This window comes from Lentzea sp. NPDC051208, assembly GCF_040682435.1.
Lineage (GTDB): Bacteria > Actinomycetota > Actinomycetes > Mycobacteriales > Pseudonocardiaceae > Lentzea > Lentzea kristufekii.
This window is the reverse complement of sequence record NZ_JBFBAW010000006.1, coordinates 271,124-288,391: the sequence shown is the minus strand read 5'-3', so window position 1 is coordinate 288,391 and position 17,268 is coordinate 271,124. Positions and strand designations below refer to the sequence as shown.

18 protein-coding genes and 1 tRNA gene are annotated in these 17,268 nt (G+C 69.5%); 10 read left to right on the top strand and 9 right to left on the bottom strand.

The window, feature by feature from the left end; all coding sequences use genetic code 11:
- From AB0M48_RS16930 to AB0M48_RS16910, 5 genes are all read right to left on the bottom strand, one after another.
- Complete coding sequence (locus AB0M48_RS16930; protein ID WP_363842200.1) at positions 1-324, bottom strand: hypothetical protein; 324 nt, start codon at positions 322-324, stop codon at positions 1-3.
- Entirely contained in the window at positions 324-1,274 is a 951-nt protein-coding gene (locus AB0M48_RS16925; protein ID WP_363842197.1) for a tetratricopeptide repeat protein, read from the bottom strand. Before AB0M48_RS16925 ends, AB0M48_RS16930 begins: the two co-directional genes overlap by 1 nt.
- 44 nt (positions 1,275-1,318) lie before the next feature.
- Entirely contained in the window at positions 1,319-2,746 is a 1,428-nt protein-coding gene (gene rox / locus AB0M48_RS16920) for a rifampin monooxygenase (RefSeq protein WP_363842194.1), read from the bottom strand.
- Positions 2,747-2,886: 140 nt separating this feature from the next.
- Positions 2,887-3,279 carry an NUDIX domain-containing protein gene (locus AB0M48_RS16915; RefSeq protein ID WP_363842191.1) on the bottom strand — a complete coding sequence of 131 codons (393 nt, stop codon included), beginning with the start codon at positions 3,277-3,279 and terminating at the stop codon, positions 2,887-2,889.
- Positions 3,280-3,289: 10 nt separating this feature from the next.
- Entirely contained in the window at positions 3,290-3,871 is a 582-nt protein-coding gene (locus AB0M48_RS16910) for an NAD(P)H-dependent oxidoreductase (protein ID WP_363842188.1), read from the bottom strand.
- A gap of 82 nt (positions 3,872-3,953) precedes the next feature.
- Here AB0M48_RS16910 and AB0M48_RS16905 point away from each other — a divergent pair, with 82 nt between their 5' ends.
- Positions 3,954-4,427 (top strand): MarR family transcriptional regulator, encoded by a 474-nt coding sequence (locus tag AB0M48_RS16905; protein WP_363842185.1) that lies wholly within the window; start codon positions 3,954-3,956, stop codon positions 4,425-4,427.
- On the opposite strand, the gene AB0M48_RS16900 is transcribed toward AB0M48_RS16905, so the two are convergent.
- Entirely contained in the window at positions 4,424-5,611 is a 1,188-nt protein-coding gene (locus AB0M48_RS16900) for an FAD-dependent oxidoreductase (protein ID WP_363842182.1), read from the bottom strand. The genes AB0M48_RS16905 and AB0M48_RS16900 overlap by 4 nt on opposite strands.
- Positions 5,612-5,785: 174 nt before the next feature.
- On the opposite strand from AB0M48_RS16900, the gene AB0M48_RS16895 reads away from it, so the two are divergent.
- From AB0M48_RS16895 to AB0M48_RS16885, 3 genes are read left to right on the top strand one after another with little or no spacing between them, the layout of a single operon-like run.
- On the top strand, positions 5,786-5,986 hold the full coding sequence (locus tag AB0M48_RS16895) for a hypothetical protein (RefSeq protein ID WP_363842179.1): 201 nt from the start codon (positions 5,786-5,788) through the stop codon (positions 5,984-5,986).
- A 53-nt stretch (positions 5,987-6,039) separates the two neighbouring features.
- Positions 6,040-7,539 (top strand): AMP-binding protein, encoded by a 1,500-nt coding sequence (locus tag AB0M48_RS16890; RefSeq protein WP_363842176.1) that lies wholly within the window; start codon positions 6,040-6,042, stop codon positions 7,537-7,539.
- Positions 7,540-7,568: 29 nt separating this feature from the next.
- Positions 7,569-8,882, top strand: a complete 1,314-nt coding sequence (locus AB0M48_RS16885; protein WP_363842173.1) for a LuxR C-terminal-related transcriptional regulator — start codon at positions 7,569-7,571, stop codon at positions 8,880-8,882.
- A 228-nt stretch (positions 8,883-9,110) separates the two neighbouring features.
- On the opposite strand, the gene AB0M48_RS16880 is transcribed toward AB0M48_RS16885, so the two are convergent.
- Positions 9,111-10,346, bottom strand: a complete 1,236-nt coding sequence (locus tag AB0M48_RS16880; RefSeq protein ID WP_363842170.1) for a helix-turn-helix transcriptional regulator — start codon at positions 10,344-10,346, stop codon at positions 9,111-9,113.
- A 28-nt stretch (positions 10,347-10,374) separates the two neighbouring features.
- On the opposite strand from AB0M48_RS16880, the gene AB0M48_RS16875 reads away from it, so the two are divergent.
- The 3 genes from AB0M48_RS16875 (at position 10,375) to AB0M48_RS16865 (ending at position 12,664) form a co-directional block, all read left to right on the top strand.
- Positions 10,375-10,506 (top strand): hypothetical protein, encoded by a 132-nt coding sequence (locus AB0M48_RS16875; RefSeq protein ID WP_319986651.1) that lies wholly within the window; start codon positions 10,375-10,377, stop codon positions 10,504-10,506.
- A gap of 119 nt (positions 10,507-10,625) precedes the next feature.
- On the top strand, positions 10,626-11,114 hold the full coding sequence (locus tag AB0M48_RS16870; protein WP_363842166.1) for a PH domain-containing protein: 489 nt from the start codon (positions 10,626-10,628) through the stop codon (positions 11,112-11,114).
- The gene (locus AB0M48_RS16865) at positions 11,111-12,664 is read left to right on the top strand and encodes a PH domain-containing protein (RefSeq protein ID WP_363842163.1); all 1,554 of its coding nucleotides are present in this window, start codon (positions 11,111-11,113) and stop codon (positions 12,662-12,664) included. The genes AB0M48_RS16870 and AB0M48_RS16865 overlap by 4 nt, the downstream gene beginning before the upstream one ends.
- Here AB0M48_RS16865 and AB0M48_RS16860 read toward each other — a convergent pair.
- The gene (locus tag AB0M48_RS16860) at positions 12,643-13,578 is read right to left on the bottom strand and encodes a helix-turn-helix domain-containing protein (RefSeq protein WP_363842160.1); all 936 of its coding nucleotides are present in this window, start codon (positions 13,576-13,578) and stop codon (positions 12,643-12,645) included. The genes AB0M48_RS16865 and AB0M48_RS16860 overlap by 22 nt on opposite strands.
- Positions 13,579-13,649: 71 nt before the next feature.
- Here AB0M48_RS16860 and AB0M48_RS16855 point away from each other — a divergent pair, with 71 nt between their 5' ends.
- Entirely contained in the window at positions 13,650-14,915 is a 1,266-nt protein-coding gene (locus tag AB0M48_RS16855) for an MFS transporter (protein WP_363842156.1), read from the top strand.
- Here AB0M48_RS16855 and AB0M48_RS16850 read toward each other — a convergent pair.
- A complete protein-coding gene (locus AB0M48_RS16850) occupies positions 14,847-16,364 on the bottom strand; it encodes a helicase HerA-like domain-containing protein (protein WP_363842153.1) in 1,518 nt (505 codons plus the stop codon). The genes AB0M48_RS16855 and AB0M48_RS16850 overlap by 69 nt on opposite strands.
- Before the next feature lie 72 nt (positions 16,365-16,436).
- On the opposite strand from AB0M48_RS16850, the gene orn reads away from it, so the two are divergent.
- Both orn and AB0M48_RS16840 read left to right on the top strand, forming a co-directional pair.
- A complete protein-coding gene (gene orn / locus AB0M48_RS16845) occupies positions 16,437-17,042 on the top strand; it encodes an oligoribonuclease (protein ID WP_363842150.1) in 606 nt (201 codons plus the stop codon).
- Positions 17,043-17,107: 65 nt separating this feature from the next.
- Positions 17,108-17,180: transfer RNA gene (locus AB0M48_RS16840), tRNA-His, on the top strand.
- The last annotated feature ends 88 nt before the right edge of the window (positions 17,181-17,268 follow it).

Here is a 17,268-nt window from a genome sequence, read left to right as displayed (position 1 = left end):
TCAGCGACCGGAAGGCGGTGAACGAGCGGGCTGGGGCGTCCAGCGCAGGCCGTCGGGCGTGCGGTGCACGCGCCGGGCGAAGGAGATGACGAACCGGACCGGCAGCGCGGGTTTCGCGACCGGCGGCACGTCGGAAGGCACCTGTGCCTGCGGCACCTGGGCGGCGTGGGGGTTGTGCGGCTGGGGAGCGGTGACGGGCAGGTTCGCGAAGTCGTGGCCGTGCCGGATGACGGATCCGGCGACGACGGGCTCGGCGGGCGCGGCGACGATGAACAGCTGTCCGAGGAACAGCAGGAACGCGAGCGCGACCGCGTTGCGACGCATCACCGCTTCCTGCCTCCACCGACGTAGACGAGCGCTCCCCCCACGACAGCGCACAACCAGGAAAGCACAAGTGGCTGCATCGTCGTAGCCCCGAAGAACAACGCGACGGTCCAGCCGAGCAGGACCAGGGCCGAAACGGCGAGCAGGGACACGGTCACCGCGAGCTTGCGCAGACCGAAGAGCAGCTTGTACGGACGCAGCCGCAACGCCACGACCAGGCAGCACAGGATCAACGCACCGGTGAAGAAGCCCAGGTAGGGCGTCGGCCGGGGCATGCCGGCGATCAGCCCGAGTAATCCGCCACCGATCAGCAGCAACGAGAGCGTGCGCAGCGCACGCCACACCTGCACCTTGTTCAACTGCAGCGGCGTGGGCTTGGCCGAACGGCGCCGTTGCACGGTCGCGAGGTTCGCCTTGGAGTCCGCGTCGGACGGATCGAGCTTGATCGCCGAGCGGTACGCGTGCTCGGCGGTGCCCCAGTCGCGCATCCGCAGGGCCGCGTCGCCGAGCACCTGGAACGCCCGCGCCTCGGTCGGCGCGAGCTGGGAGGCGTGCAGGGCCGAGTCGAACGCCTCGACGGCGCCGTCCGGGTTGTCGGCGAGGACCTCGGCGAGCACGACGTAGCAGCGCCAGTCGCCGGGCTTGCGCCGCACGGACTCCCGCGCCGCGACCGCCGCCTCCTGGTGCCGGCCGAGGTCGCTCAGGGCCAGTGCCGCGAGTCTTTGAGGCCAGGCGGGCTCGCCGTCGAGGACCATCGCGCGCTTGGCCGAGTCGAGGGCGTTGTCCGCCTCACCGAGGTCGAGGTGGGCGGCGGCGAGCCGGCACCACGCCTCCGCGTGCCGAGGGTTCGCCGCCACGAGGGGCCGCAGCAGGTCGATCGCCTGCCGCGGCTTCCCCGAGGCGGTGAGGTCGGCGGCTCGTAAGAGCACCGCTGTCATCGGCTCGGACACGCCGCACAGTGTGACAAGCGCCCCCGGCCCTCGAACGGGTGACCTCAGCGAGCCGTCCCGAACCAGCGGGTCAGCGCCCCCTCCAGGCCTGCCTGGTCCTCGCCGGCCCACGCCACGTGCCCGTCCGGCCGCAGCAGCACCGCGGGCGCGTCGAGGTCCTCGGTGACGTCGACGACGTGGTCGACCCGATCCGCCCAGCCCGCGGCCGACAACGTCCCTGCCTGGTCGAGCAGGATCCCGCGACCGGCGTGCATCTGCGCGTAGAGCCCGCCGCGCTTGAGCGCGAGGTCGCCGATCCGCCGCCCCACCAGGTCGTTCTCCGAGCCCAGGTCGTAGCGGACCGAGACCGCGATGATCTTCTCGATCAGGTAGCGGTTGACCTCCTCGAACTGCACGAGCTCGGTGAACAGCCGCCGCACGGACTGCGGGCCGGGCTCGACCTTCATCAGCTCGATCTGCGCACGGGTGTTGTTGAGCACCTCCTCGGCCACTGGGTGCCGTTCGGCCTCGTAGGTGTCCAGCAACCCCTCCGGCGCCCACCCGTGCACGGCCGCGGCGAGCTTCCAGCCCAGGTTGAACGCGTCCTGCACGCCGAGGTTGAGCCCCTGGCCACCGGTCGGCGGGTGGACGTGCGCCGCGTCGCCCGCGAGGAACACGCGGCCGGACCGGTAGCGCTCGGCCTGCCGGGTGGCGTCGCCGAAGCGGGACATCCACCGCGGCGTGTGCACGCCGAAGTCGGTCCCGGCGATCCTGACGAGCTGCTCCTTGAAGTCGTCCAGGGCCGGCATGACCGTCCGGTCCTCGTTCACGCCCTCCGCGGGCACGATGACGCGGTACGTCGCGGTGCCGCCGATCGGGCCGATGCCGAAGCGCTTCTGCGTCTTGCGGACCTCCAGCATCAGCGGCATCGCCTCCTCCCACGGGATGCCGATCTCCATCTCGCCGAGCAGCGTCTCCACCCGCGACGGCTCACCGGGGAAGTCGATGCCGGCCAGCTTGCGGATGGTGCTGCGCCCGCCGTCGCACCCGACCAGGTACCGCGCCCGCAACGACGTGCCGTCGGCGAGTTCGACGGTCACGCCGTCGTCGTCCTGGTCGAACGCGGTCACCGTGCTGCCGCGCCGGATCTCGGCGCCGGCGTCGACGGCGTGTTCGGTGAGCAGGCGTTCGATGTGCGGCTGCGGCAGGCCGAGGACGACCGGGTACTTCGTGTCGAGCCGTTCCGGCGCGGGCTTGTCGATGCCCGCGAAGAACCCGGCGAGCGGGTGGGTCGTGCCCGCCTCCAGGAACCGCTCGGCGATGCCCCGCTGGTCCAGGACCTCGATGCTGCGCGCGTGCAGGCCGAGTGCCCGGACGACCTTCGTCGGCTCCGGATCCCGCTCCAGCACCACCACGCCCACGCCGTGCAGCCGCAGTTCGCCGGCCAGCATCATGCCGGTCGGTCCGCCGCCGGCGATGATGACGTCGATCATGGAGTGATCCCCATTTCCCCAGGTGAATGACGTTGGCCGGGAAATGGTGAAGCACACCCAGGGTCTTGTGGCAAGGCCCCGGGTGCGCTATATGTTGGAGTGGGAGGAGAGCAGCGCTCTCCTTTTTCTGTTTTCGAGGGTCAGCGAAGAAGCCCTGCCTCGTTCAGGTGGGCGAAGATGATCCGGTCGACCGGGGAGATCCGGTCCGCGTCGGCGGTGGTCAGCCAGGCGAGTTCCTCGATCTCGGCCGATGCCACCGGTTCCCCGTCGAACGACGCGGTGTAGCAGGTCATGCGCACGGTCACCCCCGACGTGTGGCCGTGCGCCTGCGCTTCGAACGTCCCCACGTGCTTCGCCGACGCGGCGTCGATCTCGACGGACAGCTCCTCGCGGATCTCGCGCACGAGCGTCTCGACGTCGGACTCCCCCGGCTCGCGCTTGCCGCCGGGCAGGTAGTACGTGTCCTTGCCTGCCGACCGGGTGCCGAGCACGCGGCCGTCTTCCAGGTAGATCCAAGCCACCTTGTCGATCATGCGACCGACGTTAGGCGCTGGCGAGTTCCTTGACCACGCGGTGCGCGTCGGCCAGCGACTCGACCGCCAGCTCGCGGAACTGGTGCATCTGCGGCACCACGTCCGCCAGCGTCAGTTCGGCGTGGACGAACTCCAGGTTCTGGTCGAGGCCGACCATCGACAGCACGGCGCGCAGGTACGGCTCCTGGAAGTCGAAGCCCTCGCGCGGAGTGCCCGGCTTGTACGAACCGCCGCGTGCCGTCACGACGACGACGCGCTTGCCGCCCCACGCGAACGTGCCGTCCTCACGGGCGAAGTTCGCGGAGGTCGCGACCTGGTCGATCCAGGCCTTCAGGGTCGACGGGATCGAGAAGTTGTACATCGGCGCGCCGATGAGGATCACGTCGGCGGCGTCGACCTCGGCCATCAGGTCGGCGGCGATGCCCTGGTCGGTGCCGTCCTTGTGCGGGATCGGTGACGCGTGCAAGTCGCGGTAGACGTAGCTGCCGCCGGGGTTCGCGGCACGCCAGTTCTCGGCGAACGCGCCCGAGATCTCGCGGGTGACGGACCCCTCGTACCGAATGCTCGTGTCGATGTGAAGCAGATTGGTCATACTCGGAACATACGAGCAAAGAACTTCCGAGTCAAGATGTTCTGAGCCGAGAACATCTTCTCCGGGATGTAGGATGGGACACATGGAGGAGCAGTCGGAAGTCATCGAAGCCTGCTTGCAGAAGTGGGACTTCAACTGGCTGCTGCACCGCGCCACCCAGCGCGTCGGCGCCGCGTACGGCGACGAGATCGCGAAGTTCGGCATCTCGCTGCGCGGTCAGCTCGTACTGCAGACGCTCGCCAACGAGGAGATCCAGCGCACCCAGCTCAAGCTCGGCGCGATGCTCGGCCTCGACAAGACCACGCTGACGAGCGAGCTCGACAAGCTGGAGCGGGCCGGGCTGATCGTGCGCGTCCCCGATCCGAACGACCGGCGCGTGCGCACACCGGTGATCACCGACAAGGGCCGTGAGCTGCAGAAGGAGGCGGGCGACGCGCTCGCCGAGGTCGAACGCGCCCTCCACTCCCGCTTCTCCCCCGAGGAGATGGCGATCATCCGCAAGGCCCTGCAGGACCTCTCGCGCGGCGAGGGCCCTGTGCACGGCTCCTGCATCTAGACGAGCGCCCCCAGGTCCGCCTCGCGCAACTGCTCCGGCGTCACCGTCGCCTGCGCGTCCACCAGCGCCTTCAACGCCGTGCCGTGGTCCCAGACATTCACGTTCATCGCCGCCCGCAGCCGTCCGTCACGCAGCCAGAACGCGATGAACTCCCGCGACGCGACATCGCCGCGCACGACCAGCTCGTCGTCCGGGGCCGCGAGACCGCGGTACTCCATGCCCAGGTCGTACTGGTCGGTGAAGAAGTACGGCGACTTCACGTACGGCTCGTCCAGCCCGATCAGCGACCCCGCCACGTGCGTGCCCTGGTCCTTCGCGTTCGCCCAGTGCTCGACGCGGACGCGGTGGCCGTAGCGCGGGTGGTGCTGCGCCGCCACGTCGCCCGCCGCGAACACGTCGGGGGCGGACGTGCGCAACGTGGCGTCGACCGCGATGCCACCGTCGGTCAGTTCCAGGCCGGCCGCTTCGGCCAGTTCGAGTCGTGGTGCCGCTCCCACGGCCAGCACCGTGACGTCCGGGATCAGTTCGGTGCCGTCGCCCAGGCGCACACCGGACGGGGAGAAGCTCGCGACCCCGGTGCCCAGCTCGAACTGCACGCCGTGCTCCTGGTGCAGGCCCCGGAACACCGCGCCCATCTCGGCACCCAGCACGCGCACCAGCGGTTCGGCCAGCGGGTCGACCACCGTGACGCGGCAGCCGTGCGCACGGGCGGCGGACGCCACCTCGCAGCCGATCCAGCCCGCGCCGATGATCACGACGTGCCGGCCCTCGCGCAACGCCGACCTGAGCGCCAGCGAGTCGTCCAGCGTGCGCAGCACATGTCCTTGCGCGCCAGGCAGTACGCGTGGCCGCGAGCCGGTCGCGAGCAGGAGCCGGTCGTAGGGCCGCACTGCTCCTTCCGAGTCCACGATCGTGTGATCGCCGGTCCGCAGCTCCAGGACGGACACTCCGAGCTGGAGGTCGATCTCGTTGTCGGAGTAGAAGCCCGGCTCGTGCACCCACGCGGGTTCCGCGGCCTTGCCGAGCAGCACGTCCTTGGACAGCGCGGGAAGTTCGTACGGGCGGTGGAGTTCGGTGCCGAACATGGTGATCCTGCCGCCGTAGCCGCGGTCCCGGAGCGCTCCCGCCGCCGAGGCACCGGCCAGGCCCGTACCCACGATCACAATGCGTTGCGGTTCCGCCATATTCACCCCTCCAGGTGACCTGATGTCGTCCCACGTGCGACGCTATCCGCAGCTCGGCACGGTCGCCGGACAGAGAACGCCGAACCGTCGTCATGACGACCGGTGACGCGCGTCTCTCTGACGCGAGCGCCGAACACCGGGCCGGCGCGCCGAGTGAGCTGGAGGAAGAAACCCGTGGGAGCCCAAGAGGAGTGGCAGGTGAGCTGCCGCGACATCGCTTCGCGCCGACGGGACATGACGGTGTTCGTCAGCCAGGGGCACGTAGTGATCACCGTGCCGCCGGGAGAGGCCGCCGTGCTGACACCGCTGGAGGTCGGCCGTCTGCGAGCGGCGTTGCGCGACGCCGTGGTGAGTGCGTCCAACACCGATATGTGACTGCCGTCACACTCTTACCTACTCGCTAGTAGGTAGATGGCAAAGTGGGTCGCATGGTGACCCGCGTGCTGCTGACCTTGGTCAAAGCCGGAGTGATCCGGCCGTTGGGCCCGCGGGGGCTCGCCGGCACCGTGCGCGGGTATCTGCACTGGAACATCACGCTCGCGTGGGGTTACCAGACCGGCGCGGGACGCCACCCGGACCGCGCGGCGATCATCGACGACGACGGTGTGCTCACGTACGCGGAAGTGAACGAGCGCACGAGCAGGCTCGCGCACGCCTTCCGCCCCGGCGAACGCATCGGCCTGTTGTGCCGCAACAGCCGCGCCTTCGTCGAGACGATGACCGCGTGCACGAAGATCGGCGCGGACGCCGTGCTGCTCAACACCGGCCTGAGCGGAGGACAACTCGCCCAGGTCGCCCAGGACCAGAAGATCGACAGGATCGTCGCCGACCGCGAGTTCGCCGAGGTCCTGCCCGGCCTGCCGACGTTCTTCACCGACGAGCTCGAGTCGCTGATCGCCAACGGGTCCACGAAACCACTCCCCCGCAGGCCTCCGCGCGGCCGGCTGATCATCCTCACCTCCGGCACCACCGGCACGCCGAAGGGCGCCCGCAGGCCGGAACCCGCGAGCCTCGCGCCCGCCGCCGCGCTGCTGTCCCGGATCCCGCTCCGGCACGGCGACGTCATCTCCATCACCTCCCCGCTCTTCCACGCGTGGGGGCTCGCCGCCTTCCAGCTCGGGCTCGTGCTCGGCGCCACCCTGGTGCTGCGCCGCAGGTTCGACCCGGCGCAGGCGTTGAAGGACGCCGACAGGTGCACCGCCATGTTCGTGGTTCCCGTGATGCTGCAACGCATGCTGGAGGCGGAGCACCGGCCGAAGCTGCGGATCATCGCGTCCAGCGGCTCCGCCCTGCCGCCAAAGGTCGCCGCCCGCACGCTGGAGGAGTTCGGGCCGGTGCTCTACAACCTCTACGGCTCAACGGAAGTGAGCTGGGCGAGCATCGCCACGCCCGAGGAGATGCTGCGCGAGCCGGGCACGGCCGGAAAACCGCCGCTCGGCACCAGACTGGCCATTGTGGACGATAAGGGCGAACCCGTGGCGCCGGGCGAGACCGGACGGATCTTCGTCGGCAACGAGATGTTGTTCGACGGCTACACCAACGGCACCAGCAAGGAGTCGTTGAACGGCCTGATGTCGACCGGCGATCTCGGCTACCTCAAGGACGGCCTGCTGTTCGTGGCCGGCCGCGACGACGAGATGATCGTCTCCGGCGGCGAGAACGTGTACCCGCACGACGTCGAGGCCCTCCTCTCGACGCTGGACGGCGTCACGGAGGTGGCGGTGCTCGGCGTGCCGGACGAAGAATGGGGTCAACGTCTCGCCGCTTTCGTTGTCGGCGCAAAAACCCTGACGGCCGAACACGTACGTGAACACGTGAAGGCGAATCTGGCGCGGTACTCCGTTCCCCGGGATGTTTTCTTCGTCGACGAGTTGCCGCGCAACGCAGCCGGAAAAGTGTTGAAACGTCAATTGCGCGAACAGCACTAGAGTCAGCCTCCGAACTAGGGGGCTTCACCATGACGGTTCCCGGCCGGACCGCGGATCCGCGATCCAACGCCGTGCACAACCTGCGCGAGGCGCGGATAGCGCTGGACGAGGGCAGGCCAGGCGAGGCCCTGGAGTACGCGGAGAAGGCCGTGGCCGCGTACTCGTGGCTGGACGACGCGGAGGGCGTGGCCGAAGGTGTCCTGGCGCAGTCGGTGGCGCTGGGCAAGCGAGGGCTGTGGCCGAGCGCGCTCGACACGATCGACAAGGTGCAGGCGATCGCGGCCGCCAACCGCCACATCGGACTCCAGGCGCGGTGCAGCTTCTCGCGTGCCGTGGTGGAGTTGCGGCTCGACTCGCGGGAGCGGAGCTTCAACTCCTTCGCCCGCGCGCTGGGTCTCGCGGAGCTCACCGGCGACAACGAGCTGATCGGCTCGGTGCTGTTCGAACAGGCACGGGTGATGCGGATGCAGTACCACGAGCACTGCATGATCCGCACCGCGGAGAACCGCTGCAGCCTCGACGGGGAGCCGTGCGTGCGCAAGCTCCGCCGCGCCGAGGCGTTGTGCGCTCAGGTGCGCGACCGCTGGAAGACGCTCGGCGACCCGGTGCGGATGGCGATGGTCACCGTGCTGCTGACACACGTGCGCATCGATCTGGGTGAACTTGACCGCGCACACCGCAGCTGGCAGCGCGCTGACCAGTTGCTTGCCGGAAGGAACCGCCCGGTGGCACGGGCGGAGGCGCTGATGGCACGGGCGCGGCTCAGCGGTGCGCGGGCGCGCTACCCCGAGCAGATCGCCCAGCTCTCCCAGGCCGCCGAGCTCGCGATGAGCTGCCTGGCACGGGAGGTGGCGGTGCACGCGCACCAGCAGCTGAGCGAGGCGCACGAACGGTCCGGCGATCTCGAACGGGCGTTGCGCCACGCGCGGATGCAACTGGAGCAGTACCGGCTGTGGGAACTGCAGGAGGGCCGCGATCTGCTGCGGATGCGCGAGCACGACCTGTCGTCACGGCTCGTGGAACAGTTGGCGCACAGGCGTTTCGAGCCCAAGCGGGAGGACGCGGTGGTCCGCGTTCCGAACGTCGGCGAGCTGCACGAAACCGGTACCGCGGAGCACACGAACACCCGGATCGCCCGCGCGCTGCGGGCGGGGCTCACCAAACGCGGCATCGAGGTGCTGCGGCTCGTGGCCGCCGGGGCGAGCACGGCCATGGTCGCGGAGTCGCTCGGCCTGTCCCCCAAGACCGTGCAGAACCACCTCCAGCGCATCTACACGACCCTTGACGTCAACGGCCGTGCCGGCGCCATCGTGTGGTGGATGAACTTGACCACCGGCCAGTAATGCATTGTCAACCTATTGACAACTGGTTTGAGAGCACTTGTTGACCATCGCCCGTTCGGCCGCTTGTCCCTGACCGGGAACTGCCGGTTCCCGGGTGTTTTACCCACAGCGGCGCGGTTCAATTGGGTGATGTGATGGGTAACTGGTCTGTGTCATGCTCCGTTAACAACGTGTCCGGTTAATGAGCGAGGGGCGGTCATGGGCAGGCAACGCCGCCGAGCGCTCCCGTCAGTGCTTTCGGAGCGCGACGCGTGCCACGTCGCGCCACAGCAGCGGGTCGACGACCTCGGGGTTGATGTGCTCCAGCATGGCGGCCAGAGCGGTGCGCGCGTCGCCGCCGTCCGCGTCGACCTCGTCCGCCGCCCGCACGAGCAGCAGGTGACACCGCAACCGCTGTTCGGCGTCGAGCTCTCCGGTGCCGAGCGCGACCTCGGCCAGTTCGCGCGCCCTGTCGACCTCTCCGTCGCGCAACGCCAGTTCCGCCCGCAACGCACGGGCGTGCGCGAGCAGGCCGTCCTGCCGGCGCATCGCGGCGACCGTTGTCTCCACCTCGTCCAGCAACGCGACCACCTCGTCGAGGTTCGCTCCCGGCGTGCGCAACGCGATGGACGCCCCGGCCAGCCGGACCCGGCAGCGGTACTCGGGATCGCCGTCGAAGTCGTCCAGCAGCGCGACGGCCTCGCGGATGCAGTGCGCGGCCTCCATCCGGTCCCCCAGGCGATCCGCGACCTTGGCGCGCACCCACCACGTGGAGATCGCGAGCCGGTCGCGGCCGAGTTCGGGCAACCGCACGGAAAGCTGGTCCACGACCTGCTCGGCGTCGGCCAGTCGTCCCGCCGCGGTGAGCTCCGCGCACAACGCGATGAGCGCGCGGGTGTGGACGCGGCGCACCCGGTCGCCGTCACCGCTCGCCAGCTCGACGGCCTCGGTCGCGGCCCGCACGGATTCGGCCGTCCGGGCGAGGCGCCGCAACGAGGATGCGCGCAGGATCTCCACGAGCGCGTCCACCGCCGGACCGGGAGACCACGACTTGCGCAACTTCGCCGCCGCCAGCAGCAGACCCTCGTGGTCTCGCTGCCGCGCGAGCATCACCAGGCGCGTCCAGCGCACGCACCAGCCGAACATCTCCTCGTCCGACCGCTTTCCCAGCGTTTCCAGCAGATCGACGGCCAGCACCAGGTCGCCGTCGTGGTACGCGAGCAGTGCCTCGCACCACGCCAGCGCCTCGTCCTGCATGGCGGTGCGGTCCTCGTCGACCACCAGCTCGGACTCCTCGACGCCGAGCACCTCGGCGAGCCTGCGGACGACGGTGGGCGACGGAACGCGTTCACCGGACTCGAGCCGGGACACGTAGCTCATGGAGACACCGGGGCACGCGAGGTCCTTTTGCGACAAACCGCGTTGCAGCCGGACCGTCCGCAACCGAGCACCGAACCTCGTCAACGACTTCCTGCCCTCATCCACGGCCGCCACCTAACGAAGGAGCCCCTCAATGAAGTTGAACACTATCGCTCGAAGCATCGCGGCCGTGATCCTCAGTTTGGGGGCGCTGCTGGCGATGTCGGGCGCGGCCTCGGCTGACGACAGCGACAAGTTCACCCCGCCGTACTGCTCGCAGCCCTGACCGACCCGCCCTGCCCGAGGTGGTCTTGCCTCCCTCGCAAGCAAGACCACCTCGGTCGCCGACACACCAATTGACACACCTGGCCACACCACCTGGTGCAGGTGAGGCACCCTGGTGAGGTGACTCTGCAACTGCGCACGCCTCGTCACCAGGTGAGCCCGAAGTCCGTCCTGCTGTGGACGATGCAGGCCGCCCTCTTCTGGCTCGTGCTCTTCGTGCCCCAGCTCGTCGTGTACCTGCTGGTGGACGAGCCGCCGACGTGGGAGTTCGTGCTCATGATCGCCACGCTGGTCGTCGGGATCGTGCACACCGCGGTCGAGCCGAGCTGGCGTTACCGCGTCCACCGCTGGGAGACCACGCCGGACGCCGTCTACACCCTCTCCGGCTGGCTGAACCAGGAGTGGCGAGTCGCGCCGGTGTCGCGGATCCAGACGATCGACACGAAACGCGGGCCGTTCCAGCAGATGCTCGGCCTGTCCACCGTCACGGTGACGACGGCGTCGGCCGCCGGACCGGTGGAGATCGAGGGCCTGGAGCACGAGGTCGCGCAGAGGCTCGTGGTGGAACTGACCAACACCACGCAGGCCACGCCCGGTGATGCCACGTGAGCACGCCTTCGGAGGTGCCGGCCGGGCTTCCCGCCGCACCGGAGTTCGTCGAGCCGCTGCAGGAGTGGCACCGCCTGCACGTGCGGATGCTGGTCGTGCGGCCGCTCAACGAGGGCGTCGCGATGCTGGTGCCGATCCTGGTGCTGCTGTTCACCGGCAACGGCGAGAAGTGGCGGCTCATCGCCAGCGGCGCGACGGTCGCGGCGATCCTCGCCTTCAGCTACCTCATCTGGCGCACCACGAGGTACCGCATCACCGACGACCAGGTCGAGCTGCACACGGGCCTGCTGACCCGCAAGCAGCTCGCGGTGCCGCGTGATCGCATCAGGACGGTCGACCTCACCTCCAAGCCGGGCCACCGGATCTTCGGGCTCTCGGCGGTGCGGATCGGCACGGGGCAGCAGGACGTCCCCGGCACGGACGGCCTGACGCTCGACGCGGTGACGCAGGAGGAGGCCGAACGGCTGCGGTTGTTGTTGCTGCGGAAGGGCGTCGCGCCCCGGACGGCTCAGGCGGCGGAGGGCGAGCACGCGGAACCGGTTCCGCTGCCCGAGTCCGAGGTCATCTCGCAGCTCGACCTGAAGTGGCTGAAGTTCGCACCGCTGTCGCTGTCGGGTCTCGTCGCGATCGGCGCCCTGTTCGGCGTGCTGTCCAACTACGCCGACGACCTCGGCCTGCACCCGGTGCGGGACCTGTGGGAGTGGCTGTTCGAGAACCCGAGCCTCGCGCTCTTCGCCGGGTTCCTGGTCCTGCTGGCCGTGGTCGGGCTGCTGCTGTCGATCCCGCTCTACATCCTGCAGTTCTGGAACTACCGGCTGACCCGCGAGCCGGACGGAACCCTGCGCGTGCAACGGGGTCTGCTCACCACCCGCTCGGTGTCGGTCGAGGAACAGCGCCTGCGCGGCGTCGACATCCAGGAACCGCTGCTGGTGCGCGCCGGCAAGGGCGCGAAGCTCGCCGCGGTGACCACGGGCCTGGGCTCGAAGGGCGAGAGCAACCTGCTGCTGCCGCCCGCGCCGCTGTCGGTGGCGCACCAGGTGTCGCGGGACGTGCTGAAGGTCGGCAACGACCCGACGACGCTCCGGCTCCGCAAGCACCCGTTCGCCGCGTTGCGCCGCAGCATGTTCCGGCACGTGCTGCCGTGGGTCGTGATCGCCGCGGGCCTCGCGATCTGGGCGCCGTCGTGGGCGTGGCCGATCCCGGTGGCGATCCTCCCGTTCGCCGCGCTGGTCGGCTGGGACAACTACCGGTCACTGGGCAACGCCCTGGACGAGCGCTATCTGGTGACGCGCAACAACTCCCTCGTGCGCAGCACCGTCGCGTTGCAGCGCACCGGCATCATCGGCTGGCGCATCCAGCGGTCGTTCTTCCAGCGCCGCAGCGGTTTGATGACGATCGGCGCGACCACGGCGGCGGGCGCGGGCATCTACCACGTGACGGACGTCGGCGAGTCGCACGGGCTGGCGCTCGCCGACGAGGCCGTGCCGGACCTGTTGCGCCCGTTCCTGATCGACTCCACTGTGGACGGTCAAGCCGAGCGGAACGACTGACGGTAGGCGCTCGGCGAGATCCCGATCGAGGCGGCCAGCTGCTGCCGCAGAGCCGCGCCGGTGCCGAAGCCGGCGTGGTTCGCGACCTGGTCGATCGGCAGGTCCGTGGACTCCAGCAGGTGCCGGGCCCGGTCGACGCGCTGCTGCGTCAGCCACTGACCCGGTGACATGCCGGTCTCCGCGCGGAACCGGCGGGTGAACGTCCGCACGCTCATCCGCACCTGCGCGGCCATCGCGGCCAGGTCGAGCGGCTCCTGGAGCCGCTCCAGCGCCCATTCGCGGGCGAGCGCGGTCGAGGTGTCCGGGTAGTCCGGCACCGGCCGGTCGACGAACTGGGACTGCCCGCCCTGCCGCCACGCCGGGACGACGCAGTAGCGGGCGACCCAGTTCGCCACCTCGCTGCCGTGGTCGGACCTGATGACGTGCAGGCACAGGTCGATGCCGGCCGCGACGCCCGCGGACGTCAGCACGTCGCCGTCGTCGACGAACAGCACGTCCGGGTTCAGGCGCACCTTCGGGTACAGCGCGCGGAACTCGTCGGTGGTCTTCCAGTGCGTGGTCGCGGGCCTGCCGTCGAGCAACCCGGCGGCGGCGAGCACGAACGCGCCGGTGCAGATCGACATGATCCGCGGCGCCTTCGTCGTCGTGAGCGCCTCCAGGACGGCGGGTTCGAGCCGGCCTTCGCGCGCCGGCTGGTAGTGGGTGCCCGGCACGAGCACCGTGTCCGCGTCCCTGAGCACCTCCAGGCCGTGGTCGGGCGCGATGGTGAAGCCGCCGGTGGTGGGGATCGGTCGGCGGTCCGGCGAGCAGACGACGACCTCGTAGCAGTCTTCGAGCCGTCCGAACATGTGCGTCGCGCTGCCGATGTCGAACGCGACGGACTTCTCGAGCGCGAGAACGGCGATCCGATGCATGGCCTGATTCTTTCACATGTTGGCCATCGGGCCACTGGTCGCAGGATCGGCCATCACCGAATCTTGTCGGCGTGAGACTCCATTGGGCCTGGGTTGTCGCAGGTGTGTCCTTCATCGCCCTGGTGGGCGCCGCGTCGTTCCGGGCGGCGCCGGGTGCGTTGATCGAGCCGTTGCAGGCGGAGTTCGGCTGGACGACCGGCACGATCTCGCTCGCCATCTCGATCAACCTGTTGCTGTTCGGGCTGACCGCGCCGTTCGCGGCCGCGCTGATGGACAGGTTCGGCGTGCGGATCGTGGTGACCAGCGCGTTGACGCTGGTCGCGATCGGCAGCGGGCTGACGGTGTTCATGACCGCGTCGTGGCAGCTGGTTCTGCTGTGGGGCGTCGTCGTCGGACTCGGCACCGGCTCGATGGCGCTGGCGTTCGTCGCGACGATCACCGGACGCTGGTTCGTGAAGCACCGCGGCCTGGTCACCGGCGTGCTGACGGCGGGCGGCGCGGCCGGCCAGCTGGTGTTCCTGCCGACGGTGGCCTGGCTGTCCGAGTCCTACGGCTGGCGGTACGCCTCGCTGGTGATCTGCATCGCCGCGCTGGCCGTCGTACCGCTGGCGGGGCTCTTCCTGCGGGAGTACCCGCGTGACGTGGGCCTGCTGCCTCTCGGCGCGACCGAGGACACTCCCCCGCCGCCGGCCGGTGGAGCCGCCAAGCGTGCGCTGGGCGCGTTGGCCACGGCGGCCAGGACCCGGCCGTTCTGGTTGCTGGCCGGTGGTTTCGCGATCTGCGGCGCGTCCACGAACGGCCTGGTGGGCACGCACTTCATCCCCGCCGCGCACGACCACGGCATGCCGACGACGACCGCCGCCGGGTTGCTCGCGCTGGTCGGCGTGTTCGACATCGTGGGCACGATCGCGTCCGGCTGGCTGACCGACCGCGTCGACTCACGGCTGCTGCTGGCGGGCTACTACGCGTTGCGCGGCCTCTCGCTCATGCTGCTGCCGCAGCTGTTCAGCGAGTCGGCGCACCCGTCGATGCTGGTGTTCATCATCTTCTACGGCCTGGACTGGGTCGCGACGGTGCCGCCGACCGTGGCGTTGTGCCGTCAGTACTTCGGCGTGTCCGGCCCCGTCGTGTTCGGCTGGGTGTTCGCGTCGCACCAGCTCGGCGCGGCCCTCGCAGCCTCGGCGGCCGGGCTCACCCGCGACCACCTGGGCAGTTACGACCTGGCCTGGTACGTCGCGGGCGCCCTGTGCATCGGCGCGGCCGTGCTGTCAGCGTCGCTTGCGCGAGGTCCCGAAGATGCCGCGCGTGATCTCGCGCGCCAGGGCGCTGCCCGCTGACCGCAGGAACGACTTCACGGCGCTGTTGCCCAGCACCTTCTCGACGAGCCCCGGCTCCTCCTTCTCCTGTCGCCGGGGAGGGGCGTCCGGGGCTCGTTCTTCCTGCGGCGGCGCGACCTTCCGCATCAGCTGCTCGTAGGCCGACTCGCGGTCGACGGTCTCCGAGTACTTGCCGTGCAGGTCCGACGCCTGCGAGGCCTGCTTGATCGCGTCGTTGCCGATGGTGTCCATCAACGAGCGCGGCGCCCGCAGGCGGGTCCACGCGACCGGCGTCGGTGCGCCCTTCTCGCTCAGCACGGTGATGATCGCCTCGCCGATGCCGAGCGACGTGAGGGCCTTCTCCAGGTCGTAGTGCGGCGTCGTCGGATACGTCTTCACCGTGCGCGCCAACGCCTTCTGGTCGTCGGGCGTGAACGCGCGCAGTGCGTGCTGAACGCGTGCGCCGAGCTGCGACAGCACGTCGTTCGGGATGTCGGTCGGCAGCTGCGTGCAGAAGAAGACGCCGATGCCCTTGGACCGGATGAGCTTCACGGTCTGGGTGATCTGGTCGAGGAACGCCTTGGAGGCGTTGGAGAACAGCAGATGCGCCTCGTCGAAGAAGAAGACGAGCTTGGGCTTCTCGACGTCGCCCTCCTCGGGCAGCGTCTCGAACAGCTCCGCCAGCAGCCACATCAGGAACGTGGAGAACAGCGCGGGGTTGCCCTGCAGCTCGGCCAGTTCCAGCAGGCTGACGACGCCCTTGCCATCGCGCTGCCGCATCAGGTCGGCCGGGTCGAGCTCCGGTTCGCCGAAGAACCTGTCGCCGCCCTGCGCCTCCAGGTTGACCAGCGCCCGCAAGATCACGCCCGCGGTGGAGCTGGAGACACCGCCGATGCCCTTCAGGTCCTCCTTGCCCTCGTCGCCGGTGAGGTGCTGGATGACGCTGCGCAGGTCCTTGGTGTCGAGCAACGGCAGGCCGCGGCTGTCGGCCCAGTGGAAGATCAGCCCGAGCGTCGACTCCTGGGTGTCGTTCAGGCCCAGCACCTTCGACAGCAGGATCGGCCCGAAGCTCGTGATCGTGGCGCGGAGGGGAACGCCGAGACCGCCCGTGCCGATCGACAGGAACTGCACGGGGTACGACGCCGGCTGCCAGTCGTCCCCGGTGTCCGCGGCCCGGGCCTTCGTCCTGTCGCTGTCCGCACCTTGCTGCGACAGACCGGACAAGTCGCCCTTCACGTCCGCCATCAGCACCGGCACGCCGTTGTCCGACAGCTGTTCGGCGAGCAGCTGGAGGGTCTTCGTCTTGCCGGTTCCCGTTGCGCCCGCGACAAGTCCGTGGCGGTTGACCATGGCCAGCGGGATGCGGACGCGGGCGCTCGGCTCCACAGTCCCGTCGACCAGCACGGCGCCGAGCTCGATGGCCGCGCTCTCCGACTCATACCCGGCAGCGATCTCAGCTTGAGCCGTCATGCACGAGGAGCGTAACCAGGTTGCTGCACGCCGCCACTCGAAGTTGACGCTCCGCGCAGTAATGTTCCGGGCGTGATGGATCGTCTGGTGTGGATCGACTGCGAGATGACCGGACTCGACTTGGGCAAGGACGCTCTGATCGAGATCGCGGCACTGGTCACGGACGCCGAGCTCAACGTGCTCGGCGACGGCGTGGACATTGTGATCCACGCGGATGACGACGTGCTCGCCTCGATGCCGGAAGTCGTCATGCAGATGCACGCCAAGTCGGGCCTGACCGAGGAGGTGCGCGCGTCGACGGTGTCCCTGGAGGAGGCCGAGGCCGCCGTGCTGGCCTACATCAAGGAATGGGTCCCCGACCCGCGGACCGCTCCCCTGGCCGGCAACTCCATCGCCACCGACCGCGGCTTCATCGCCCGCGACATGCCGGCGCTGGACGCCCACCTGCACTACCGCATGGTCGACGTGTCGTCGATCAAGGAGCTGTGCCGGCGCTGGTACCCGCGCATCTACTACGCGCAGCCGGGCAAGGGTCTCGCGCACCGGGCGCTCGCCGACATCGTCGAGTCGATCCGGGAGCTCGCGTACTACCGGCGGACGGCGTTCGTGCCGCAGCCGGGGCCGTCGACCGAGCAGGCCCAGGCCGTGGCCGCTGACCTGCTCAAGAACGTCGACTGACCCCCGATTTCAATATCAGTGGATGCCGTTGCTATGCTTCTCTCGCCGGTCAACGACTGGCAATGGTGGGTGTAGCTCAGTCGGTAGAGCACTGGGTTGTGATCCCAGGTGTCGCGGGTTCAAGTCCCGTCACTCACCCTGACAAGCCGGACCATGTTCGCAAAAAGCGCGAACGTGGTCCGGCTTCGTTCTTTCCCGGGGGCCGAGCCCCCAGACCCCAGCCGGG

Coding starts and splice junctions, on each gene's coding strand:
- AB0M48_RS16930 (WP_363842200.1), bottom strand. CDS start 324: ATGCGTCGCAACGCGGTCGCGCTCGCGTTCCTGCTGTTCCTCGGACAG.
- rox (WP_363842194.1), bottom strand. CDS start 2,746: ATGATCGACGTCATCATCGCCGGCGGCGGACCGACCGGCATGATGCTG.
- AB0M48_RS16915 (WP_363842191.1), bottom strand. CDS start 3,279: ATGATCGACAAGGTGGCTTGGATCTACCTGGAAGACGGCCGCGTGCTC.
- AB0M48_RS16910 (WP_363842188.1), bottom strand. CDS start 3,871: ATGACCAATCTGCTTCACATCGACACGAGCATTCGGTACGAGGGGTCC.
- AB0M48_RS16905 (WP_363842185.1), top strand. CDS start 3,954: ATGGAGGAGCAGTCGGAAGTCATCGAAGCCTGCTTGCAGAAGTGGGAC.
- AB0M48_RS16900 (WP_363842182.1), bottom strand. CDS start 5,611: ATGGCGGAACCGCAACGCATTGTGATCGTGGGTACGGGCCTGGCCGGT.
- AB0M48_RS16890 (WP_363842176.1), top strand. CDS start 6,040: ATGGTGACCCGCGTGCTGCTGACCTTGGTCAAAGCCGGAGTGATCCGG.
- AB0M48_RS16885 (WP_363842173.1), top strand. CDS start 7,569: ATGACGGTTCCCGGCCGGACCGCGGATCCGCGATCCAACGCCGTGCAC.
- AB0M48_RS16875 (WP_319986651.1), top strand. CDS start 10,375: ATGAAGTTGAACACTATCGCTCGAAGCATCGCGGCCGTGATCCTCAGT.
- AB0M48_RS16860 (WP_363842160.1), bottom strand. CDS start 13,578: ATGCATCGGATCGCCGTTCTCGCGCTCGAGAAGTCCGTCGCGTTCGAC.
- AB0M48_RS16850 (WP_363842153.1), bottom strand. CDS start 16,364: ATGACGGCTCAAGCTGAGATCGCTGCCGGGTATGAGTCGGAGAGCGCG.